A 23,665-nucleotide genomic window follows, 5' to 3' on the forward strand; every position below is an offset into this window, starting at 1 on the left:
ATGCATTTAATAATTCTGATTAAAATATCATGATGAAACAACTATACCTCATTGTTCTAAGTACTGTTTTTATAGTAAGCTGTAAAGAAAAGCCAGAATCTATATCAACTGAAAAGGTGGATCTTGCCAGTTATGTAGATCCATTTATTGGAACTGGAGGACATGGGCATACCTACCCGGGTGCAACAGTTCCTTTCGGAATGCTTCAAGTAAGTCCCGTAAACGGTATTAGTGCATGGGATTGGTGTTCTGGTTACCATTACTCTGATAGCATTGTTGTAGGTTTTAGTCATTTGAACTTAAGTGGTACAGGAATTGGCGACTTGGCAGATATTCTTTTTATGCCTAGTAACAAAGCCTTTGATTTGACTTTAAATCCAATGTCTCGTGATAGTCTTCCGTATAAATCGACATACAATCATAATAATGAAAAGGCAAGTCCTGGCTATTATCAGGTGTTTCTAGAGGATCACAATATCAATGTAGAATTGACAACCTCCAAAAGAACGGCCTATCATAGATACACCTTTAAAGAGGATGATGACCAATCGGTAATTATCAATTTAGGATTTGCAATTAACTGGGATAAAGTTGTGGCGTCTTCCTTAAAAGTTGAGGACCGCTATACTGTTAGTGGCTATCGTCATAGCACGGGTTGGGCGCACAACCAAAAGGTGTTTTTCGTGGCTAAATTTTCAAAGCCAATTGCAGATTATAAACTCTATGTGGATGGTGAAGTCTATAAAGATGGGGGGCATGAAGGCATTAAATCTACCGCTCAGTTATTTTTTGATCATAATGAAAAAAGTACGGAGTTAATCGCAAAAGTAGCGGTGTCATCGGTGAGTATTGAAAATGCCAAAGACAATTTAGGGACGGATGGTTTTGATTTTGAGAAGACCAAATCAGATGCCAAGAACTTATGGAATTCGGCATTGTCGGCAATAGCTGTTGAAACTCCAACCGATTCCTTAAAAACTATTTTTTATACGGCTTTGTACCACGCGCAATTGGCACCTGTAACTTTTAGTGATAAAAATGGCCAATTTAGAATGGAGAACGATAGCATAGTTACTGCAGATGATTATACGGCCTATTCCACTTTGTCCCTTTGGGATACCTTTAGAGCAGAACATCCTTTGTTGACCTTAATCGCTCCTGATCGGGTTTCTGATATGGTCAACTCCATGTTGGCATATTATGAAGTTAAAAAGATATTACCTGTATGGACCTTGTACGGCAACGAAACAAATACCATGACAGGGTACCATTCTATTCCCGTAATCGTGGAAGCCTATAAAAAGGGAATTCGCGGTTTTGATGCAGAAAAGGCCTACGAAGCGATGAAAAACACCATGATGCAGGATGAACGTGGCTTGGATCATTATAAAAAACACGGCTATATTCCTTACAGTTTATTGGACGAATCTGTGACCATCACTTTGGAATATGCCTATAACGATTGGTGTGTGGCCGAAATGGCAAAGGAATTGGGCAAGGAAGAAGACTATCAGTTTTTCTTAAAACGATCAAAAGCTTACCAACATTTATATGATGCGGAATCCGGATTTATGCGCGGAAAATCGGTAGATGGAAAATCGTGGAACGAACCTTTTGACGCTAAACATTCCAATCACAGAGAACAGACCGATTATACCGAAGGTAACGCCTGGCAACACAGTTGGTTTGTACCACAAGACGTGGATGACCTGATAAAAATCCACGGTGGAAATGATGCGTTTTCAAAACGATTGGAGCAGTTATTTACTGAAAGCTCTGAAATTACAGGCGATAATATTTCTGCAGATATCACCGGACTTATTGGTCAATACGCACATGGGAATGAGCCAAGCCATCATATTGCCTATATGTTCAATCATGCCGATCAGCCTTGGCGTACACAATATTGGGCGCGCCATATTATGGACACCCAATACAATACTACTCCGAATGGCTTGAGTGGGAATGAAGACTGCGGACAAATGAGCGCATGGTACGTCTTGAGCTCAATAGGTTTATATCCTATGAATCCTGCTTCGGCAGAATACGAAATTGGGACGCCTATTTTTGAAAAAGCGACCATTAAACTGGCAGATAACAGCTTTGTTATTGAAGCAGAAAATGTTTCAGATAAAAACTTCTATATCCAATCTGCAACCTTGAATGGAAAGGAATTTAATCAAACAAGAATCTCTCATGAAGAAATTTTAAAAGGTGGCACTTTACATTTTGTGATGGGTGACCAACCGAATAAAAACTGGGGAGTAAACAACATTTCGCAACCATCCAACAACTAACGACAAATGGATATTATTGACATATCAATTATTGCTGTCTATATTGTTTTGACATTGGGCGTGGGGATTTGGATGTCCAAAAGAGCTTCCAAAGGCTTGGATTCTTATTTTCTGGGTGGCAATTCCATAAAATGGTATTATTTAGGATTGAGCAACGGTTCTGGAATGTTTGATATTTCAGGAACGGCACTAATGGTCGGGTGGCTATTTCTCTATGGGACCAAGAGTTTTATGCTCATGTGGCTCTGGCCAATATGGAATCAGATTTTTATCATGATGTTTTTGGCCGTTTGGATCAGGCGCTCCAATATCATGACCGGATCGGAATGGATATTAACCCGATTTGGCGATGACAAAGCCGGACGAGCGTCGCATAAAATTGTGGCACTTTTTGCCGTCATTGCCTCTATTGGTTTTATTGCCTATTTCTTTGAGGGGGTCGGGAAGTTTATGACCGTTATTTTGCCATGGGATTTAGCCTTGTATAGTGGAGCTTCAGAATTATTGACCTCTGAGCAATCTTATGCCTTAATTATTATTTTGCTCACGACCATCTACACGATCAAAGGAGGGATGTTCTCCGTTGTGGCTACTGAGGTGCTACAATATGGAATAATGGTTCTTGCCGGAGTTTTGGTTGCGGCATATTCGTTTTTTGCTTTTACTGATATCGAAGTTACAAGTGTGATTACTGAAGAGTGGAAAAACATTTTTTTCGATTGGGAATTAGGAACGCATTGGAGCGACAAATATCAAGCTTTTAATAATTTAGTAGATTCAGAAGGTTATAAAATGTTTGGTGCTTTGATAGGGATGAGTCTTTTTAAAGGATTTTTTGCCAGTATTGCAGGGCCTACACCAAGTTTTGATATGCAACGCATTTTGTCAACAAAAACGGTTAAGGAAGCGGCATATATGAGTGGCTTCACCAACTTAGTATTGTTTATTCCACGGTATTTATTAATAGGTGGTATTGTAGTCATTGCCTTGGTGGTATTGGCTCCACAAATGGCGACAAATCCAAATTTGGCCTGGGGCGATTTGGAAATTTTACTGCCTCAAGTCGTTAATTTCCATGTTCCGGTGGGCATTAAAGGCTTGCTTTTAGCAGGGTTGTTGGCGGCGTTTATGTCTACATTTTCGGCCTTTGTCAATGCAGGGCCTGCGTATATTGTCAATGATATTTATAAGAAATATTTTAAACCCAAAGCATCAAATAGCCATTATATAAAGGCCAGCCATATTGCTTCTTTTGCCGTTGTTGGTCTAGGAGTGTTTATGGGCTTTTTTGCAGACTCCATCAACTCGTTGACCTTATGGATTACCAGTTCATTGTTTGGTGGTTATGTGGCGGCCAATTTCCTGAAATGGATCTGGTGGCGTTTTAACGGCTGGGGTTATTTTTGGGGGATGTTGTCAGGTTTGATTATTGCCAGTTTACAATTTTTATTGGATCAGAATAAAGCGCATTTTTCGGAGGGCACGTTGCTTTACGATTTATCGCATGTCTCTGCTATCTATTTATTTCCAATCATATTTGGGGTGTCGCTTTTGGGTTCTTTCTTAGGAACGTATCTCACCCAACCCACAGATATGAAGGTGCTCAAAGCATTTTATTCGAACGTCCATCCTTGGGGGTTTTGGAAACCTGTATTACAGGAATTAAAGAAAGACAAAGTTGAAATTGAACGAAATTCTGAATTTTGGGCAGACATGTTAAATTGTGCCATTGGGATTGTTTGGCAATCCAGCATGATTGTACTGCCTATTTACTTTATTATCCGCGATTATCCTAAGGCATTTGTTTCTTTAGGCGTATTTTTGATAACCTCCATTATTTTAAAGTTTACTTGGTTGGATAAGGTGCGGAAGATTCCGAATTAGAGGTGAATTGTGAGTCGTAAAAAATAACGAAATTTGATTAACGATTAACGATTGAAGAATGTTGATTTTTGAATAAGGAATAACAGTCAACACTAATCAGCGAAGTTCAGTGGTGAGTGATGAAAACTACATGATCAATGCAGGAAAATCCATGAGCGATGTAAAACTGGGGACTGTAGACGGCTGACTGAGGACTTACAAAGAAACAAGAACAAAAAACAGTGAATTTAGAATAAACATAAAAAATTAATAATAGTCTTATATGAGTACATTTCCTTGGCAAGATAAACCGGAAGGTTGCAATGATGTAGTTTGGAGATATTCTGAAAATCCTATCATCAACAGATATGATATTCCATCCTCCAACAGTATTTTTAATAGTGCCGTGGTCCCTTTTGGCGATGGCTTTGCCGGCGTTTTTAGGTGCGATAACAAATCGGTACAGATGAATATTTTTGCTGGCTTCAGTAAAAATGGGATCGATTGGGACATTAATCATGATCCTATCGTGATGCAAGCAGGAAACACAGAAATGATCGAATCCGATTATAAATATGACCCACGTGTTGTGTTTATCGAGGATCGGTATTGGGTTACATGGTGTAATGGCTATCACGGACCAACGATCGGGATTGCTTATACCTACGATTTCAAAGAGTTTTTCCAATGTGAAAATGCCTTTTTGCCGTTCAATAGAAACGGGGTTTTATTTCCTAAGAAGATCAACGGAAAGTACGCGATGTTGAGTCGCCCAAGTGATAATGGCCATACGCCATTTGGTGATATTTACATCAGCTACAGTCCTGATATGATATATTGGGGAGAGCATCGTTGTGTGATGAAAACAACTCCATTTGTAGATAGTGCTTGGCAATGTACCAAGATTGGTGCGGGTCCAATTCCTATTTTGACAGATGAAGGTTGGTTGATGATCTATCACGGGGTCATCACTACCTGTAACGGGTTCCGTTATGCCATGGGGGCTGCGCTTTTAGATGAAAATCAACCCGATAAAGTGAAATACAGAACCCAACCGTATTTATTGGGGCCTGCAGAACTTTACGAAACCACAGGAGACGTACCCAACGTGGTATTCCCTTGTGCGGCGTTACATGATATAGAAGCAGATAAACTGGCGATTTACTATGGTGCTGCAGATACTGTAGTCGCCATGGCATTTGGTAAATTGAGCGAAGTTGTTCAGTTTACAAAAGACAATAGTTTGTAAGTTCATTAGACCTGTAAGGTTTTCAAAACCTTGTAGGTCTAAATATACTCGAAGGAAAACGAGGCTAAAAACCATCAGTTATTAAAACTAGGACATGAAATGATTTTAAAGATTAATTTTTTGACTCTATTATGCGCAGTTGTCACTATGACAACTTTTGCGCAATCACAGACCACCATCATTCCAGAAAGCTATATCGCTTATCATAGTCCTGAACCTATTGAAATAGACGGGAAGGATACCGATGCCGCCTGGAATAAAGTAGATTGGACCAACCTCTTCATTGACATTGAAGGCATAAAAAAACCAACCTACGATACCCAAGTCAAAATGCTCTGGGATGACACCTATTTCTATATTATGGCGAAAATGGACGAACCACACGTTTGGGCAGATATTACTGAACACGACGCCATTATTTTCTATAACAATGATTTCGAGGTCTTTGTTGATCCTAATGGCGATGCCCATAATTATTATGAAATAGAGGTGAACGCCATCAATACAGTTTGGGATTTATTCGTCAACAAACCCTATCGTGAAAACAATGTGGTTTTAAACGATTGGACCGCTACAGGTATGAAATCGGCCATCACTATCGATGGCACTTTGAATAATCCTAATGATACCGACAAAGGTTGGGTACTCGAAATGGCAATTCCTTGGGATGTTTTCAATAAAGCTTATTTTGAAGAAAATGTTCCTAAAGATGATTTTTGGCGTGTGAATTTTTCCAGAGTCAATTGGGATCATCAAATTACCGATGGTAAATACGAACGGAAAAAAGATGCCAAAGGAAATTATCTACCAGAATACAACTGGGTCTGGTCATCACAAGGCGTCATCAATATGCACGAACCTGAAAAATGGGGCTATGTATATTTCTCATCAACAGAAGCAGGCGGAAAGGATACGTTTGAAATCCCAAATGATGAAAAAATAAAATGGGAGATGTATAATTTGTTCCGAGCCCAAAAGAAACATTACGAGACGAATAAACAATGGGCAACTTCGGTGGAACAACTATCCTCATCCCCAATAGTTGTTGAAGGAAAAACGATCGAACCAAAAATTGAAACCCATAGATTTGGATGGACCATTTCAGCTAAAAGTCCGTTTACAGATAAAATGCTGATCATAAAAGAGGATGGGGAATTTCTAAGTCAATGAATTGAGTATCGACAAAACCTCTCAGTTCCGATAGTTATCGGGACTGAGAGGTATAAAAAAATTATATTATGAGAATAATCAAATATCTTTTTCTAATCCCACTTTTTTTCGCGTGCAACACCTCTGAAAAAAAGAGAGAAACAAATCAAGACGTAATAAATCAGGAGCAAACCATTGAAAAAAGATCTGACGTAGATATGAAAATCATTGGTTATGCCGCAGGATACGAAGATTATGATTTTTCAAAGATCGATGCCACAAAACTCACCCATATTAACTTTGCCTTTGCCAATATTGTAGAAGGAAAAGCAGCGTTTGAATTGGAAACGGATGCGGCCAAAATCGCCACTTTGATTGGACTTAAAGAGCAAAACCCCGATTTAAAAGTCCTGTATTCTGTGGGCGGCTGGGTTTGGTCTGACCAGTTTTCAACTATGGCAGCTTATGATGCATCTCGAAAAAAGTTTGCAGAAAGCTGCGTTGCACTTTTGAAAAAGCATGAATTTGACGGGGTCGATTTAGATTGGGAATATCCTGGTCAACGTGCAGAAGACAATGACTTCCGTCCATCCGATAAAGATAACTTCACTTTGCTTTTGGCTGAAATCCGTAAAGCATTGGATGTACAAGGTGAGAAAGACAACACACATTATCTTTTAACTATTGCCACCGGTGCGGATCAAGCCTATATCGACCACACCAATTTAGGAGAAGCACACAAGCACCTTGATTTTATTAATGTGATGGGCTACGACTTTTACCAAGGTTGGATGTTCCAAACTGGGCATCATGCTAATTTACACTCATCGGATAAAGAAAAATATGGCGGAAATAGTGGCGTAGAATCCATCGACAGACATATTAAAGCGGGTGTTCCAGTTGAAAAATTAGTCTTGGGAATTCCTTTTTATGGCAGACAATGGGAGAAAGTAGCACCAACAGAAGTTCCTTTATACGCCAACGCTAATCAAGGTGGTTATATTATTTCCTACTGGGAAATTCTTGAAAAATTAAAATCTGGCAAGTACGAAAAAATGTATGACGAATCTGCAAAAGCATCTTACCTCTGGAATCCCACCGATAAAATTTTTATTTCTTATGATACACCTAAAGAAATAAAGTTAAAGGCAGACTATATTAAGGAAAAAGGTTTGGGTGGTGCTATGTTTTGGGAATATAGTTTAGATAAAGATCAGGAGCTATTAAATACTCTTTTTGAAAGTTTGTACTAAATATTCATATTAAATTCCATTCACATGAAAATTAAATTCCTCTTATTTGTCATCTGTCTTTCGGTATTGGCTGGTTGTAATCAACAAGAAAGCAAGCAGAACAATTTAGCAACAGTTGTAGCACCTGCAGAACCTGCTTTTAAATTTGGGACTTGGATCACTTCCAATAAAGACAAAGCCAATGCGGATTATGCGGCCGAATTTAAGCGATATAAAGACGGCGGAATTGATGAACTTCTCATTAATACTTCCACAGATCCTGAGGAACTCGAACGTTTGGTCCCGTTAGCCGCTAAAGAAGGTTTAAAAGTACATGCCTGGATGTGGGCTGCAAATCGCGCAGGCGATACTGTTGCTCAAAAACACCCGGAATGGTATATGGTCAGCAGAGATGGTAACTCCTGTTTTGATACCCGTCCGTATGTCAACTACTATCAGTGGTTATGCCCTACACGGACTGAATCGAGAAACCATATTTTAGGATTGGTTGAGAAAATGGCAAAAGTGGACGGCATTGAAAGTGTGCATTTGGACTATATTCGTTTTCCCGATATCTTCTTACCAATCGGTTTACTTCCGAAATATAATTTAAAGCAAGAAACTGAAATGGCAGAATACGATTTTTGTTATTGTGAGGTCTGCATTAGCGAATTCGAAAAAATACATCATAAAAATCCATTGGAAAGTGAGAACACCGCTATCGATATGGAATGGAAGAATTTCAGGTTGAATGCGATTCGCAATTTGGTGAATGATGCTTATGATATCGTCCATAAACACAACAAAAACTTAACTGCAGCGGTTTTTCCTTATCCTGAAATGGCCGATCATATGGTACGTCAACGTTGGGACAAATGGAATATTGATGAAGTCTATCCAATGATTTACCACGGATTTTATAACGAGGAAATCGATTGGATCGGGTATGCCACTAAACAAGGCGTCACCGATTTAGAACCTAAAAATGTCGGATTAAATACTGGCGTTTTTTTACCGCCATTTACATCTGCGGAAGAATTAAAAGAAGCCATTCATTACGCCAAGGACAATGGTGCCAAAGGCGTTACCTTCTTTGATGGACCACAATTAACCGATGCTTATCTGCAAACCATTAGGGAAACGAAAGAAAGCTTTAAATAAGAAGAAATGAAAAAATTTGGTCTAATAACGCTTTTTTTTACGCTGTTTTTGCTTCAGTGCAAGGAATCTGCGGATGTATCAAACCAAGTTAAATTAACCAGTTTTGTCAACCCGTTTATTGGAACTGATGGCCCTGGAAATACTTATCCTGGTGCTACCGTTCCTTTTGGGATGGTACAATTGAGTCCTGATATTGGGATTTCTGGATGGGACCGCATTTCAGGTTATTTTTACCAAGACTCTATTATTACTGGATTCTCACATATGCATTTATCCGGAACAGGCGCCGGCGATCTCTACGATATTTTGGTAATGCCTACCAACAGCCGATTTTCAGAACGCATAGAAGCCAATCTATTTAAACCGTTTTCGAGCTTTTCACATGAAAAGGAATCCGCATCGCCGGGGTATTATACGGTCGATTTATTGGATTTTGGCATTAAGGCAGAATTAACCGCCACCGAAAGAACCGGCATTCATAGATACACTTTTCCTAAAGACGATAGCACGCAAATTCACATCGATTTGGGCTATTCCTTAAATTGGGACAGTCCTACTGAAACCCATTTTAATGTGGTTGATGACACCACCATTGAAGGCTATCGGAAATCTACAGGTTGGGCAAAAGACCAACGGGTTTATTTTGTAATAAAGGTTTCGAAACCTTTTAAGTCGTATCAATTATTTAAAAATGATTCGTTGACGAAGTCGCCAGTTAGAGGAAAAAACACAAAGATCATTTTGGATTATGCCACTGAAGAAGGCGACCAAATCATCTTAAAAACCGGAATATCGACAGCAACTATTGAAGGGGCGTACAAATCTTTGGAAGAGGAAGCACCACATTTTGATTTTGATGAAATAAGAAGCAAGGCAGAAGGCAAATGGGAAACCCAACTCAATAAAATCAACATCACGATAGCTGACGATACCAAAAAGCGTATTTTTTATACGATGCTGTATCAATCCATGTTGGCACCCACCTTATTAAGTGATCATAACGGCGATTATAAAGGCGCCAATGATAGTATCATGAACGCTCAAGGTTTTGATAGATACGATACCTTTTCGCTATGGGATACCTATCGCGCGGCGCATCCATTATATACCATCATGCATCCAAATAGGGTGTCAGATATGGTCAATTCCATGCTCGCCCATTATAAGGAAACAGGTCTTTTACCAGTTTGGTCCATGCAAGGCAATGAAAGCAATATGATGATTGGCTACCACGCTGTTCCCGTAATTGTGGATGCTTATTTTAAAGGGATTAAAGATTTCAATGCAGATTTAGCTTACGAAGCGTGTATCGCCAGTGCTACAGATGCTTCTCGACAAATCGATGAGTATATGGCTTTGGGATATGTGCCAGCGGGTGACGAGGAAGATGATTGGTCGGTTTCCAAAACTTTGGAATATGCCTATGACGATTGGTGCATTGCACAATTCGCAAAAGCCTTGGGAAAAACGGACGATTATAATACCTTTATAAAACGCTCGGAAAATTGGCAAAATGTTTATGATACGCAAAGTACATTTATGCGTCCAAAGCTAAAAGATGGCACTTTTGTTGAGGATTTCGTTCCTAAGGATTATTCGTCATATTTCTGCGAAAGTAATGCCTGGCAATATTTTTGGTCAGTTCAGCACAATATCGAAGGGCTTACGGAGGCTCTTGGTGGTAAAGAAGTATTTGAAAAGAAACTCGATTCCATGTTTACTTTAAACCCGTTGCCAGAAGACATATTACCTATTTTCAGTACAGGAATGATCGGTCAATATGCGCATGGTAATGAACCGAGTCATCACGTTGCTTATTTGTACAATTATATTGAAAAGCCGTGGAAGACTCAAAAATTGGTCCGAGAGATTTTAGAAACCCAATATCAAAATGAACCGAACGGCCATTGCGGCAATGAAGACTGCGGACAAATGTCATCGTGGTATGTATTCAGTGCCTTGGGCTTTTATCCTATGAATCCTGCACAAGGGGTATATGTCTTCGGATCACCGCTGATTGATTCAGCAACCCTTAATTTGGAAAATGGAAAAGCCTTTACAGTAAAGGCTTTGGATAACAATAAAGACAATATATACATTCAAACCATTACACTAAATGGCGAGAAGATAGACCGAAATTACATCACACATAAAGAGATTATGGCAGGTGGAGAATTGGTTTTTAATATGGGAAATACGCCCAGTAAAACCAGTAAAAATTCAATGGCACCATCTTCTAAACTATATAATTAAAAAATCAGACAATGTCAGATAGAAGGAATTTTATAAAAAAAGCTGCCTTAGGAACTATAGGAGTTAGTACGGTTTTAAGCTGTAATAATTTAACCAGTAAGGAGCCTGTTGTGGCAGCTGCTGCATCTAATAAAAAAGCAGTGAAGCCCTTGGTGATTTCCACTTGGAACCATGGCTTGCCGGCAAATGACGAAACTTGGAAGCAATTGAAAAATGGAAAATCGGCCTTGGATGCCATTGAGGAGGGTATGAAAATTCCTGAAGCAGATCCTGAGGTGAGAAGTGTGGGTTACGGTGGTTTTCCTGATAGAGAAGGTAAAGTAACCTTAGACGCCTGTATCATGGACCATAACAGCGACTGTGGATCCGTATCGTTTTTGCAAGGCATCAAACATCCCATTTCAGTAGCCAAAAAAGTATTGCAGAACACACCTCACGTGATGCTCGCAGGTGCAGGTGCGCTTCAGTTTGCCTTGTCTGAAGGTTTTAAGGAAGAAAACTTATTAACGCCAGAAGCAGAAGCCGATTGGAAAAAATGGATGGAAGAATCCAAATATAAACCCGTCATCAATATGGAAAACCACGATACGATTTCCATGTTGGTTATTGATGAAGATGGTAATATTTCAGGAGGTTGTACCACAAGTGGTGCGGCTTGGAAAATGCACGGACGTGTTGGCGATTCACCAATCATCGGTGCAGGCCTGTTTTTAGATAATGAAGTAGGCGCGGCAGCGGCCACTGGTTTGGGTGAGGCCGTATTAAGAACCGCAGGAAGTGCCATGGTGGTGGAATTGATGCGTCAGGGCAAATCGCCTCTTGAAGCCTGTAAGGAAATTGTGGAACGCATTTACAATAAGCATAAAAACCACAAGGACATGGAATATCTCCAAGTCGGATTTATCGCCGTCAATAAAAATGGCGAGCATGCCGGTTACAGTTTGCGTTCTGGGTTTAATTATGCCATATACGATGAAGAACAAGGCAACCGCATGGAAGATGCCACGTTTAAAATGGCTTGGGAGGAATAAGAACCATGTTTAAAGTTAAATAGCTCCAGAGGAGCAACATCTTTGTAGAATTATTGATTTTTATCGCAATATTTAAATTTTTGAAAATGAACGTATTAAAAAAGATGATGGTTTTAGTTGTCATCGCCATGATGGCGTCCTGCCAAGAAAGTAAAGAGACTAAAGTTTTTACAGAAGCTGACATTGCCATCATCCCAAAACCAGTAGAATTGCAGTTGAAAGACGGCGTTTTTGAGTTTAATGACCAAACGCAATTTGTGATTTCTGATGCTTCTCAAAATGAAATTATTTCCATTTTAGCGGATAAATTTAAACATGCAGCAGGATGGACTTTGGGTGTTTCGGAAAAAGCACCTCAGACTAATTATGTCGAGTTTATTGTCGATGAGAATTTAAATGATGAAGCCTACGAACTGGTTGTGAATTCTGAAAAAGTCGCCATAAAAGCAAAAACCTTTTCAGGATTTTTATATGCAGTGGAATCGATCCGACAATTACTACCTACACAAATTGAAAGTAAGGATCTTGTAGAAAATACTGACTGGATAATTCCGAACCTCACCATAAAGGATGAACCGCGCTTTAGGTGGCGAGGTTTACATTTGGATGTCGCCCGTCATTTTTTTGAAAAGGAATATATCCTACAAACCATCGATATGTTGGCCATGCACAAAATGAATGTGTTTCATTTTCATTTAGTGGATGATCAAGGCTGGCGAATTGAAATTAAAAAGTATCCAAAACTGACTGAAATCGGTGGATTTAGAAACGATCAAGAAGACTCACATTGGGATGGCCGTCGCGTGACGACCCCAGAAGATGACGCCACTTACGGCGGATTCTATACACAAGAAGACATCAAGGAAATTGTGGCCTATGCCAAATCAAAAGGCGTAGGGGTGGTTCCTGAAATTGAAATGCCGGCGCACGTTATGAGTGCCATTGCAGCCTATCCGGAATTGTCATGTTTTGAAACGCCTATTGGTGTGCCATCAGGTGGGGTTTGGCCAATCACAGAGATTTACTGCGCAGGAAAAGAATCGACCTTTGAGTTTTTAGAAAATGTTCTGTTGGAAGTTATGGAATTGTTTCCATCGGAATATATCCATGTTGGTGGTGATGAGGCTACAAAAACCAACTGGGAGAAATGTCCACATTGTCAAAAACGTATGAAAGATGAGGGTTTGGCCAGCGTGGATGAATTACAGAGCTATTTTATCAAAAGAATGGAACGTTTTATTGCTTCACACGATAGAAAACTGATTGGTTGGGACGAGATTTTAGAAGGTGGTTTGGCTCCAGAAGCTACTGTGATGAGCTGGAGAGGTTTTGAAGGCGGTATTGAAGCTGCAGACCAAGGTCACGATGTGGTTATGACGCCCACCTCGTATATGTATTTTGATTATTATCAAGGGCCACAAAATGAAGAGCCTTTGGCGTGGGGTGGTTACATCCCTTTAAGCAAAGTATACGAATTTGACCCTATTGTAGAAACGATGACACCGGAGCAGGCCAAACACGTTTTGGGAGGGCAGGCAAATTTATGGTCCGAGCAAATTAAAACGGAATCACATTCTCAGTATATGATCTATCCAAGGCTAGCGGCATTGTCTGAAGCCGTTTGGAGCCCAAAGGAATCCAGAGATTGGGATGATTTTTCAAAAAGAATTTTGACCCTTTTCGAACGTTTTGAGTATTTAGATATTAATTATGCGAAAAGTGCCTATCTGGTTATGGCCGACGTGCAAATAGACATGGATACCAAAGAGGCTTCTGTAAGCCTGAAAAATGAATTTACCGATGCAGATATTCGATATTCATTAAATGAAGATCAACTTTCAGACAATGCCATAAAATACACCGAACCTTTAAAAATCGATAAAACGACGACTATTCACGCGTCATTATTTAAAGATGATAAAGCGGTTGGTGTGCCGTTTAATACGACGGTCGCATTTCATAAAGCCGTAGGTAAAAAGGTGACTTTTAAAGAAATTTATGACGATCGCTATCAAGGTGATGGTGAGTTTGGCATGGTCAACACCTTACGAGGCAGCAAAAACTTCCAGGACGGCCGTTGGCAAGCGTGGTTGGGGAAAGGAATGGAAGCCGTTGTGGACTTGGGTGAGGAGATGCCTATTCATGAAGTTCTTGTAGGAACCTTAGAAAATCAAGGGCCTGGAATTTATTTCCCAACTTCAGTAAGCGTCTATGTTTCCAACGATGGTAAAACTTATAAAGATGTAGGCGTTGAAAAGAGAGCTTTTGCTAAAAACCCAGCATCCGATTTAAAAGATTTTAAAGTGTCATTTGAAGAACAATCGGTAAGGTATGTAAAAGTGGTTGCTGAAAGTCTGGAGAAACTTCCTGGTGCTGTTGGTGGTGTGTGGTTATTTGTTGATGAAATTATAATTAATTAAAGAATGAATCTAAAGACGATACGAATTATAATAGCGGCATTAATCTTTTTGAGTACATCCAAAGAGGTTACTTCCCAAACCAGTTATGTGCCAACCGAAAATAATTTGGAGGCTCGGCAATGGTTTGAAGATGCTAAATTCGGACTCTTTATTCATTGGGGGGTGTATAGTATTTTGGGTGATGGTGAATGGGTGATGAACAATCAAAATATTTCAATTGATGCTTACGAGAAATTGCCTTCATTTTTCAACCCCATTGAATTTAATGCGGAAGAATGGGTGAAGATTGCAAAAAATGCGGGAATGAAATACATGACCATCACTACGAGACATCATGATGGATTTTCAATGTTTGATTCTAAAGCCACAGATTATACTATTGTTAAAAAAACACCCTATGGAAAGGATGTTATAAAAGATTTGGCAGAGGCCTGTGAGAAGGAAGGAATCAAACTTTTCTTTTATTATTCGTTGCTTGATTGGCATCGTGATGATTATTTCCCGAGAGGTTCGACAGGTAATGGAATCGAAGGAAGAAAAGAGGGGGATTGGAATGCCTATATTGATTTTATGAAAGCTCAATTAACAGAGTTGTTGACCAACTATGGCGATATTGCTGGAATTTGGTTTGATGGCGATTGGGATAAAAAGAATGCCAACTGGCATTATGACGAGATATATAAACTAATACACGATCTACAACCGCAATGTTTAATTGGAAATAACCATCACGACGCCCTTAAGCCAGGAGAAGATTTTCAAATGTTTGAAAGAGATTTACCTGGAGAAAACAAAACAAGTTTTGGGACTTCAGCATCCCATGTTGGTAAATTGCCAAGAGAGGTTTGTGCGACCATTAATGGGTCTTGGGGTTTTGACTTACGGGACAAAAAGCATAAATCACAGAAAGAGCTTGTTCATTATTTAGTCAGAGCATCGGGTTTTGGAAGTAATTTGTTGTTAAATGTCGGACCTATGCCGAACGGTAAAATACAAGAGGAACATATTCAATCTCTATCTGAAATAGGGGATTGGTTGAAAACAAACGGGGAGACCATATACGGGACGAAAGCTGGAATTATCCCACCAAGCAAAGACTGGGTTTCAACCCAAAAAGAAAATGTGCTTTACCTTCATTTGTTAGAAAAACAAACAAAACCTATTGTCATTCCAGAGTTTAAGGCAATTATTAAATCGGCTAAATTATTCTCTAATAAAAGTAAAGTGAAGACCAAACAATCTAAAGATGGATTACGTATTGAAATCCCTGAAGCAGACCAAAATGAAATCGATACCATTATAGAAATTACTTTGAAATAAAGATGGTATTTTTAAAAAGATCAGACAAAACAAAAGATATAAATAAATCAATTAAGGATGAAATATTTTAAGATTATTGCGGTATTAGCTTTCTTAGTCGCCAATCAAGCTACGGCTCAAGAAAAGCTAACAAAAGAAGAACGCTTGGAGTGGTTTCAAGATGCTAAACTCGGTATCTTCATGCACTGGGGCTATTATGGCGTCAACGGTATTGGCGAATCTTGGTCGTTGTACCATAAGCAAATCACCTATGATGATTATATGGCGCAAGGCAAAGAATTTACTGCAAAAAACTACGATCCTGAAGCTTGGGCAAAATTGTTCAAGAAAATTGGAGCACGTTATGCGGTGTTGACCACAAAACATCATGATGGAGTGGCTTTATGGGGTACTAAAGTGAGTAAATTGAACGTGGTGGAGAAAACACCTGCCAAACGCGATTTGGTGGGCCCATTGGTAGATGCCTTAAGAAAAGAAGACCTGAAAGTAGGTTTGTATTATTCGTTGATTGATTGGTCGCACCCTGATTATGATGTCGTATTCCCACGACCTGATACCCGAAAGGATTATCCTCAAAAGAATCAAAATCAATTATCGCCATGGCAACGTTTTCTTAAATTTAATCATGATCAGCTAAAAGAGTTGAGTACGAATTATAATCCAGATTTATATTGGTTTGATGGCGATTGGGAAAAATCGAGCGAACAATGGCGCGCAGAATTTTTAAAAGACACCTTATTGGCCTGGAACCCAAAAGTGATTGTCAATTCCCGACTCAAAACTTATGGCGATTATAGTACTCCTGAACAAGGTGTTCCTATCGTAAGACCTGATGGGGCATGGGAATTCTGTATGACCATGAACGATAATTGGGGGAATTTCCCTTCAGATACCAATTATAAGCCGGTATCACAAATCATCAGGACTTTTGTTGAAGTGATCGCTTCAGGAGGCAATTTATTATTAAATATTGGTCCAAAGCCTGATGGTACTATCGGAGATAATGAAATGGAACGCTTGGAAGCTTTGGGAGAATGGGTCAATAAACACGAGTCGGCGGTTTTCGGTACGAAAGCAGGTTTGCCTTATGGGCATTTTTATGGTCCAACGATGCTAAGTAAGGATGAAACTAAAATCTATTTGGCCTTATTTGATACACCGAATAATTATATCTCATTAAAAGGGATTCAAAATAAAGTGAAATCCATCAAAGTTGTAGGAAATGGTAAAGAACTCAGTTTTGAAAGAAATGGTGGTGCGGCGTGGAATAATATTCCTGGGATTTTGAGAATTGAAGTGCCTCAAGCAAAGAATTTAGATGCGAATGTGACCATTTTAGAAGTGGAATTGGAAGGGCCTTTAAAATTATATAGAGGTCACGGACAGGCGGTGGAGTTGAATTAGAAAAGAAAGAATTAAGACCGCTGCGCTGATAGAATCAAGAATCAAGATTGGTTCGTTAGGTTTTAGAGTTCGGGAATTTTTTTTTCTCCTGAAATCTTCAGGGGGATTGGATTTAAATAGAAAATAATAAAATCAAACTTGAAGTGCTATACCAGACTACAAGCCTGTAGAAGTTTTTAATTCAAACTAAAAGTCTGTTAGGTTCGTGAAATAAAAAATAGCACATTTATAAACGTTATCAAGGAACGAATAGATTTGTGAAAATCTGTGAAATTCTTGTCTAAAAATTATATACCGATAGAATGCCAAATTTAATTATGAAATATTCGTGGATCCTGTTATTAGTTTTCCTTATAAGCCATACAAACGGAATTGCACAGAACAACAGTTATATCGCCAGTAAGGATTTAGTCGATTTTGTAAACCCCTTAATGGGAACAGATTCATCGTTCGATTTATCCAACGGGAATACTTATCCTGCCATTGCCACACCATGGGGCATGAATTTCTGGACGCCAATGACCTCTAAAATGGGCGATGGTTGGACCTATAAATATCGTGAAAATAAAATTCGCGGCATCAAACAAACCCACCAACCAAGTCCATGGGTAAACGATTATGCCGCATTTTCATTAATGGCAGTGACAGGCGATTTGAAATTTAATGAAGATGAGCGCGAGTCGTGGTTTTCGCATAAAGCAGAAACCGTAACCCCATATCATTACTCGGTGTATTTGGCAGATTATGATGTGACTGCTGAGGTGTCGCCAACAGAAAGAGCGGCCAGTTTTAAATTTACCTTTCCAGAATCTGAAAATTCTTATATTATTCTTGATGCTTTTAATAAAGGCTCCATGGTAAAAATCATTCCTGAAGAGCGTAAAATCATTGGATACGCTCGGAATAATAGTGGTGGAGTGCCAGAGAATTTCCATAATTATTTTGTGGCCGAATTCGATACCGATTTTGAAGTCAACCATACTTGGAAAGAAGGCTGGCATCTCTTAGAAAATACAACCGAAAGCGAAGGCGAGCATGTAGGCGCCATCATTGGATTTAAGACTGAAAAGGGCGAAACGGTCCACGTCAAAGTAGCGTCTTCATTTATCAGTCCTGAGCAAGCCCAATTAAATCTGTCAAGGGAAATAGGAGCAGATGACTTTGATGCTACTAAAACAAAAGCAAAACAAGCATGGGAAACCGAATTAAGCAAAATTCAAATTGAAGATGATAACATCGATCATATTAGAACTTTCTATTCGAGCTTGTACCGAGTGTTATTGTTTCCAAGAAAATTTTATGAGTACGATGCCAATAATGAGGTGGTACATTACAGTCCGTATAATGGCGAAGTATTGCCGGGTTATATGTTTACTGACAATGGTTTTTGGGACACCTTTAGAGCAGTATTTCCTTTTTTTAATATGATGTATCCAGAGCTCAATGGCAAAATCATGCAAGGTTTGGCCAATACTTATAAAGAATCAGGATGGTTGCCAGAATGGGCGAGTCCTGGACATCGCGATGTGATGGTAGGCTCCAATTCTGCAACCATTATTTCGGATGCTTATTTAAAAGGCGCTAAAGGAATGGACCTTGAAATTTTAATGGAAGCGGTGCTTAAAAACGCTACTATTGCTGATGGACGCCCGGTAAATTCTGTAGGAAGGGCGGGATTGGATTATTATAATTTTTTAGGATATGTGCCTTATGATGCTAAAATCAATGAAAATGCCGCCCGAACTTTAGAATATGCATTTGCCGATTTTACTATTGCACAAATGGCTGAAAAGATGGGAAAGTCCAAATTGGCCAAAAAATACTATAAAAAGTCGCTTAACTATAAGCATCTGTTCGATCCAGAAACCAAGTGGATGCGTGGGAAAAACATAGACGGCAGTTTCCAAAGTCCATTCAATCCTTTAAAATGGGGTGATGCGTTTACGGAGGGCAACAGTTTGCATTATACCTGGTCAGTGTTTCACGACATTCAAGGCCTGATTGATTTAATGGGCGGAAAAGACGCATTTGTTGGGAAATTGGATGAGGTATTTGAAATGCCCCCTAAATTTGATGATTCCTATTATGGGTTTACCATTCACGAAATCAGAGAAATGCAAATTGTCAATATGGGTAATTATGCTCACGGCAATCAACCGATTCAGCATATGATTTATCTCTATAATTACGCGGGCCAACCTTTTAAGGCACAAGAGAAAGTTAGAAATGTAATGACAAAATTATATGCGGCAACTCCAGATGGTTATTGTGGCGATGAGGATAATGGACAAACATCGGCCTGGTATGTGTTTAGTGCTTTGGGCTTTTATTCAGTAACCCCAAGCGTTGATGAATATGTGATAGGGAGTCCGCTGTTTAAAAAAACGACCCTTCATTTAGAGAACGGAAATTCATTCGAAATTACTGCACGGAACAATTCAGAAGAAAATGTTTATATTCAAAATGCTACATTGAACGGAGCGCCATACAACAATACCTTTTTGAAATTTGACGCCGTTCAAAACGGAGGCACATTGGATTTTAATATGGGGGCGACTCCAAATAAAACTTGGGGAACTGCCAATGAAAGCGTACCATATTCCTTAAGCACTTCAAAAAATAAACCTAAAAAATGAAACAATTCAGATTATTTATTCTCTTGATTTTTTGTGGCAATTTTAGTGTTGTCGCACAGGAAGAACCCGCCGATTATGTCAATCCAATTATTGGAACCTCCAACTATGGCGCCACCTTTCCCGGTCCTATTGCTCCAAGAGGTATGGCCAGCATTAGTCCGTTTAATGTTGCCGGACCACAGAATACGTTAGAAAAGGATAGCCAATGGTTGTCGAATCCGTATGTGCATGAAAACACTTTTTTAACCGGTTTTAGCCATGTAAATCTAAGTGGCGTGGGCTGCCCAGAGTTAGGTGTTTTATTATTGATGCCCACTACAGGTGAATTGGAAACCAATCATCTCAAATATGGTTCTACCTATAAAGATGAAGTCGCAAGAGCAGGATATTACAGTACGCAAATTGATAAATACAATGTTAAAGGAGAATTTACAGCGTCTACAAGAGTGGGCGTGAGCAAATTCAGCTTTCCAAAAGGACAAGCCAATATCTTATTGAATTTGGGCGTGGGATTAACCAATGAAGAAGGTGCCATGGTGCAAGTTGTATCTGATACCGAAATTCAAGGCATGCGCTCTGTGGGCACCTTTTGTTATAACAGTCCAGAAGCTGCTTATCCCGTCTATTTTGTGGCGAAGTTTTCAAAACCGGCAGACAATTTTGGCGTTTGGAAAAAACCCGGGCTATATGAAGGCGTAGAAGCGCAATGGATGGGTTATAATGGCAAAACACGAATAATGGAAAAGTCGACCAAAATGGTGGTGGGCGATAGCATTGGAAGTTATTTCAGTTATAATTTCGACAAGCCAGAAACTATTGAGGTTAAAATTGGCGTAAGTTATGTGAGCATTGAAAACGCACGTGAAAACTTAGAACAGGAAACTGGAGGAAAGTCGTTTGAAGATGTTTATAGGGAAACTCATAACGCATGGAATGAAACGCTTTCAAAAATTAAAGTAGAAGGCGGCACAAAGGAAGATAAGACCATTTTTTACACGGCATTGTATCACACTCAAATCCATCCCAACACTTTAAACGATTGGAATGGCGATTATCCAGAAATTAAAACCGGAAAAATCGGGAACACCAAGGGCACGCGTTATACGGTGTTTTCTTTGTGGGATACTTATCGAAATGTGCACCAGTTATTAGCGCTCGTATATCCTAAGCAACAAAGCAATATGATCAAAAGCATGTTGGAGATGTACGATGAAAACGGCTGGCTCCCGAAATGGGAGTTGAATTCCACCGAAACGTTTACCATGGTGGGCGATCCGGCAAGTATTGTCATTGCCGATACGTACTTAAAAGGGATTCAGGATTTTGATGTTGATAAGGCTTACGAAGCTATGTTGAAAAGCGCCGATCAACTTGAGAACAATCCGTTGCGACCAGGTCTAAAAGATTATATCGAAAAAGGTTTTGTCACCACCGATCATGGCGGTTCCGTGTCTACTACCCAAGAATATAATGCGGCGGATCACGCCATAGCTTTATTGGCAAATGCATTGGGTAAAAAAGACGATTATAAAAGATTTGAAAACCGCTCATTATCCTATAGAAAGCTCTTCGATAAAGATTTAAAAATGTTGCGGCCAAGATTACAAAACGGTGAATGGTACGAGCCTTTTGATCCAAACGCTGGAGCTAACTTTGCTGAAAACGTTGGATTCATTGAAGGGAATGCTTGGCAATATTCGTTCATGATTCCGCATGATATACCTGGATTAATTAAATTGATGGGTGGCAATAAAGGCTTTACGGATCAGTTGCAAAAGATCTTTGATACCGAGCAATTTGATATGGCTAACGAACCTGGAATTTCCTATCCGTATCTTTTCAATTATGTGAAAGGTGAAGAATGGCGCAGTCAGAAAATGGTTGAAGAACTGGTCAGGAAACATTTTAAAAACACGGCTGAGGGGCTTCCTGGAAATGACGATACCGGCACTATGTCGGCTTGGGCGGTCTATTCCATGATGGGCTTCTATCCCGTGTCTCCGGGCGACCCAAAATACACCATTACAAAGCCATTGTTCGATAAAATCACCATTCAATTAGATCCCAAATATTATAAAAATAAGCAATTGGTAATCGAAAAAGTTGGAAAAGGTCGGATTAACCAAGTTTTAATCAACGGAAAAAAGCACAAGGGTTATTTTATCACCCATGACGAATTGGTAAACGCTAAAACACTTAAAGTAATTTTAAAGTAAATACACAGGTCTGTCCAATTAACAAAATCTAAATATAAAAAACACCTAAATGCGCATTTAGCCTTGAATACTCACAAAATTTAAATGAGCTGAACTCATTTATTCGTGAATTTGTGGCAATATATTGGAGGTTAGTAGCAGGCTATGTAAATGTTTAAACAGCCTTCTCATGAAACAAATCCTTATAAGTTTTAAAAAGATTTTAAATTAAATAAACACCATTAAAAATGAAACTCAAATCCCTTCTCATAACATTCCTTTTTGCGACGCTCTTTTCTGCCAACGCACAAAAACCCTCAAATTACAAGGTCTTTGAAAAGCAACCTCTAAATTTTAGTGGAGAAAAAGGCAAGGATGCCGAAGCCGTCCGTTTAATGGACGGACGTTTGGTCTACAAAAAAGTGACGGTGCCCACATTTGCCAATGGAACTGATGTAAAAATCAAATTGACCGTGCGTTCCGCTGGTGATCGATGGGACAAATCCGGATCTTGCTTTGTGGTCACCGATCCAGAAAAACTATCCATTCTTTCCATTGCGGAAAAGAGCGAAAAATTTCCGGCCGATTCTTATGTCGATGATAAATACGCCGGATTCGTCACTGGCAAAAACTATAATCCTGTTGTGGAATTGATGCGATTTATGACCCCTTTTGGTGTTGGTCATTACAGTGATAACAAAGTGAAATATCGAAAACCAGTTTATATCCCAAGTTGGGAAAAACAAGTGGTTTGGGAACATGATATTACCGATTTGGAAAGCTTGGTCACAGGTACGTTTTATGTGGGTGTTTGGATTGATACTTGGACTGCAGAAGGTTATGACTTTGATATGGAATTGACCTATTCCGATAGAAAACAACAGAAAGTAAAAGTGTTGCCTTTAGTAAATACCATCCCTTATGTTGGCGGACAGCAAATTCCTGACAATTTTGCTCATAAAGACTTGGAGCAGACCATTCAGTTAAAAAAGGATGCAAAAAATGTCAAACTACATTATATCACTACAGGACACGGTGGTCATAGCGGTGGTGATGAATTCATCAAAATCAAAAACAGCGTCTATTTTGATGACAAATTGGTATTAGATACCATCCCTTGGCGTGATGATTGTGCCTCCTTTAGACGCTTTAACCCAACATCAGGCGTATGGATCAAAAAGGATTCAGCTTCCTATATCAGTTCTGAAACCAGAAAATACGAAGTTAAGGAGATTGAAGAGCGTATTGCTTCTTCTGATTTATCGCGCTCCAATTGGTGTCCAGGATCTTTTGTGGAACCGATGGTTGTAGATTTAGGAGATTTGAAAGCGGGTCATTTCAATGTCAAAATAAAAATTCCAGCCACCCCTGTTGATGGGGATAAATTGAATCATTGGTTGGTTTCTGCTTATTTGACTTACGAATAAAAACACCTTTTTAAGATTTAATTTAATC

The 23,665-nt window shown here is 39.3% G+C and carries 14 protein-coding genes; all 14 read left to right on the plus strand.

The genetic code is table 11. The annotated features are described in order from the left end of the window. Positions 1-26 precede the first annotated feature (26 nt). Entirely contained in the window at positions 27-2,297 is a 2,271-nt protein-coding gene (locus G525_RS0109295) for a GH92 family glycosyl hydrolase (protein ID WP_027125930.1), read from the plus strand. A gap of 6 nt (positions 2,298-2,303) precedes the next feature. Further along, positions 2,304-4,181, plus strand: a complete 1,878-nt coding sequence (locus G525_RS0109300; protein WP_027125931.1) for a sodium:solute symporter family protein — start codon at positions 2,304-2,306, stop codon at positions 4,179-4,181. Between the two features lie 262 nt (positions 4,182-4,443). After that, positions 4,444-5,409, plus strand: a complete 966-nt coding sequence (locus G525_RS0109305; protein ID WP_027125932.1) for a glycoside hydrolase family 130 protein — start codon at positions 4,444-4,446, stop codon at positions 5,407-5,409. Positions 5,410-5,529: 120 nt separating this feature from the next. Then, positions 5,530-6,579: a carbohydrate-binding family 9-like protein gene (locus G525_RS0109310; protein ID WP_245577761.1), complete on the plus strand. Its 1,050-nt coding sequence runs from the start codon at positions 5,530-5,532 to the stop codon at positions 6,577-6,579. Between the two features lie 68 nt (positions 6,580-6,647). Beyond that, positions 6,648-7,811, plus strand: a complete 1,164-nt coding sequence (locus G525_RS0109315; RefSeq protein ID WP_051209870.1) for a glycoside hydrolase family 18 protein — start codon at positions 6,648-6,650, stop codon at positions 7,809-7,811. A gap of 24 nt (positions 7,812-7,835) precedes the next feature. Beyond that, positions 7,836-8,951, plus strand: a complete 1,116-nt coding sequence (locus G525_RS0109320) for a family 10 glycosylhydrolase (protein ID WP_027125935.1) — start codon at positions 7,836-7,838, stop codon at positions 8,949-8,951. A gap of 6 nt (positions 8,952-8,957) precedes the next feature. After that, positions 8,958-11,204, plus strand: a complete 2,247-nt coding sequence (locus G525_RS20635) for a GH92 family glycosyl hydrolase (RefSeq protein ID WP_035479381.1) — start codon at positions 8,958-8,960, stop codon at positions 11,202-11,204. An 11-nt stretch (positions 11,205-11,215) separates the two neighbouring features. After that, the gene (locus G525_RS0109330; RefSeq protein ID WP_027125936.1) at positions 11,216-12,235 is read left to right on the plus strand and encodes an isoaspartyl peptidase/L-asparaginase family protein; all 1,020 of its coding nucleotides are present in this window, start codon (positions 11,216-11,218) and stop codon (positions 12,233-12,235) included. Between the two features lie 86 nt (positions 12,236-12,321). Next, on the plus strand, positions 12,322-14,655 hold the full coding sequence (locus G525_RS0109335; protein ID WP_027125937.1) for a glycoside hydrolase family 20 protein: 2,334 nt from the start codon (positions 12,322-12,324) through the stop codon (positions 14,653-14,655). Positions 14,656-14,658: 3 nt separating this feature from the next. Next, entirely contained in the window at positions 14,659-15,975 is a 1,317-nt protein-coding gene (locus G525_RS0109340) for an alpha-L-fucosidase (RefSeq protein ID WP_027125938.1), read from the plus strand. A gap of 57 nt (positions 15,976-16,032) precedes the next feature. Beyond that, positions 16,033-17,379, plus strand: a complete 1,347-nt coding sequence (locus G525_RS0109345) for an alpha-L-fucosidase (protein ID WP_027125939.1) — start codon at positions 16,033-16,035, stop codon at positions 17,377-17,379. A 302-nt stretch (positions 17,380-17,681) separates the two neighbouring features. Continuing rightward, the gene (locus G525_RS0109350) at positions 17,682-20,015 is read left to right on the plus strand and encodes a GH92 family glycosyl hydrolase (protein ID WP_084647735.1); all 2,334 of its coding nucleotides are present in this window, start codon (positions 17,682-17,684) and stop codon (positions 20,013-20,015) included. Then, positions 20,012-22,231 carry a GH92 family glycosyl hydrolase gene (locus tag G525_RS0109355; RefSeq protein ID WP_027125941.1) on the plus strand — a complete coding sequence of 740 codons (2,220 nt, stop codon included), beginning with the start codon at positions 20,012-20,014 and terminating at the stop codon, positions 22,229-22,231. The genes G525_RS0109350 and G525_RS0109355 overlap by 4 nt, the downstream gene beginning before the upstream one ends. Positions 22,232-22,458: 227 nt before the next feature. After that, a complete protein-coding gene (locus tag G525_RS0109360) occupies positions 22,459-23,637 on the plus strand; it encodes a PNGase F N-terminal domain-containing protein (RefSeq protein ID WP_027125942.1) in 1,179 nt (392 codons plus the stop codon). Positions 23,638-23,665 lie beyond the last annotated feature (28 nt).

This window comes from Gelidibacter mesophilus DSM 14095 (assembly GCF_000423005.1).
Lineage (GTDB): Bacteria > Bacteroidota > Bacteroidia > Flavobacteriales > Flavobacteriaceae > Gelidibacter > Gelidibacter mesophilus.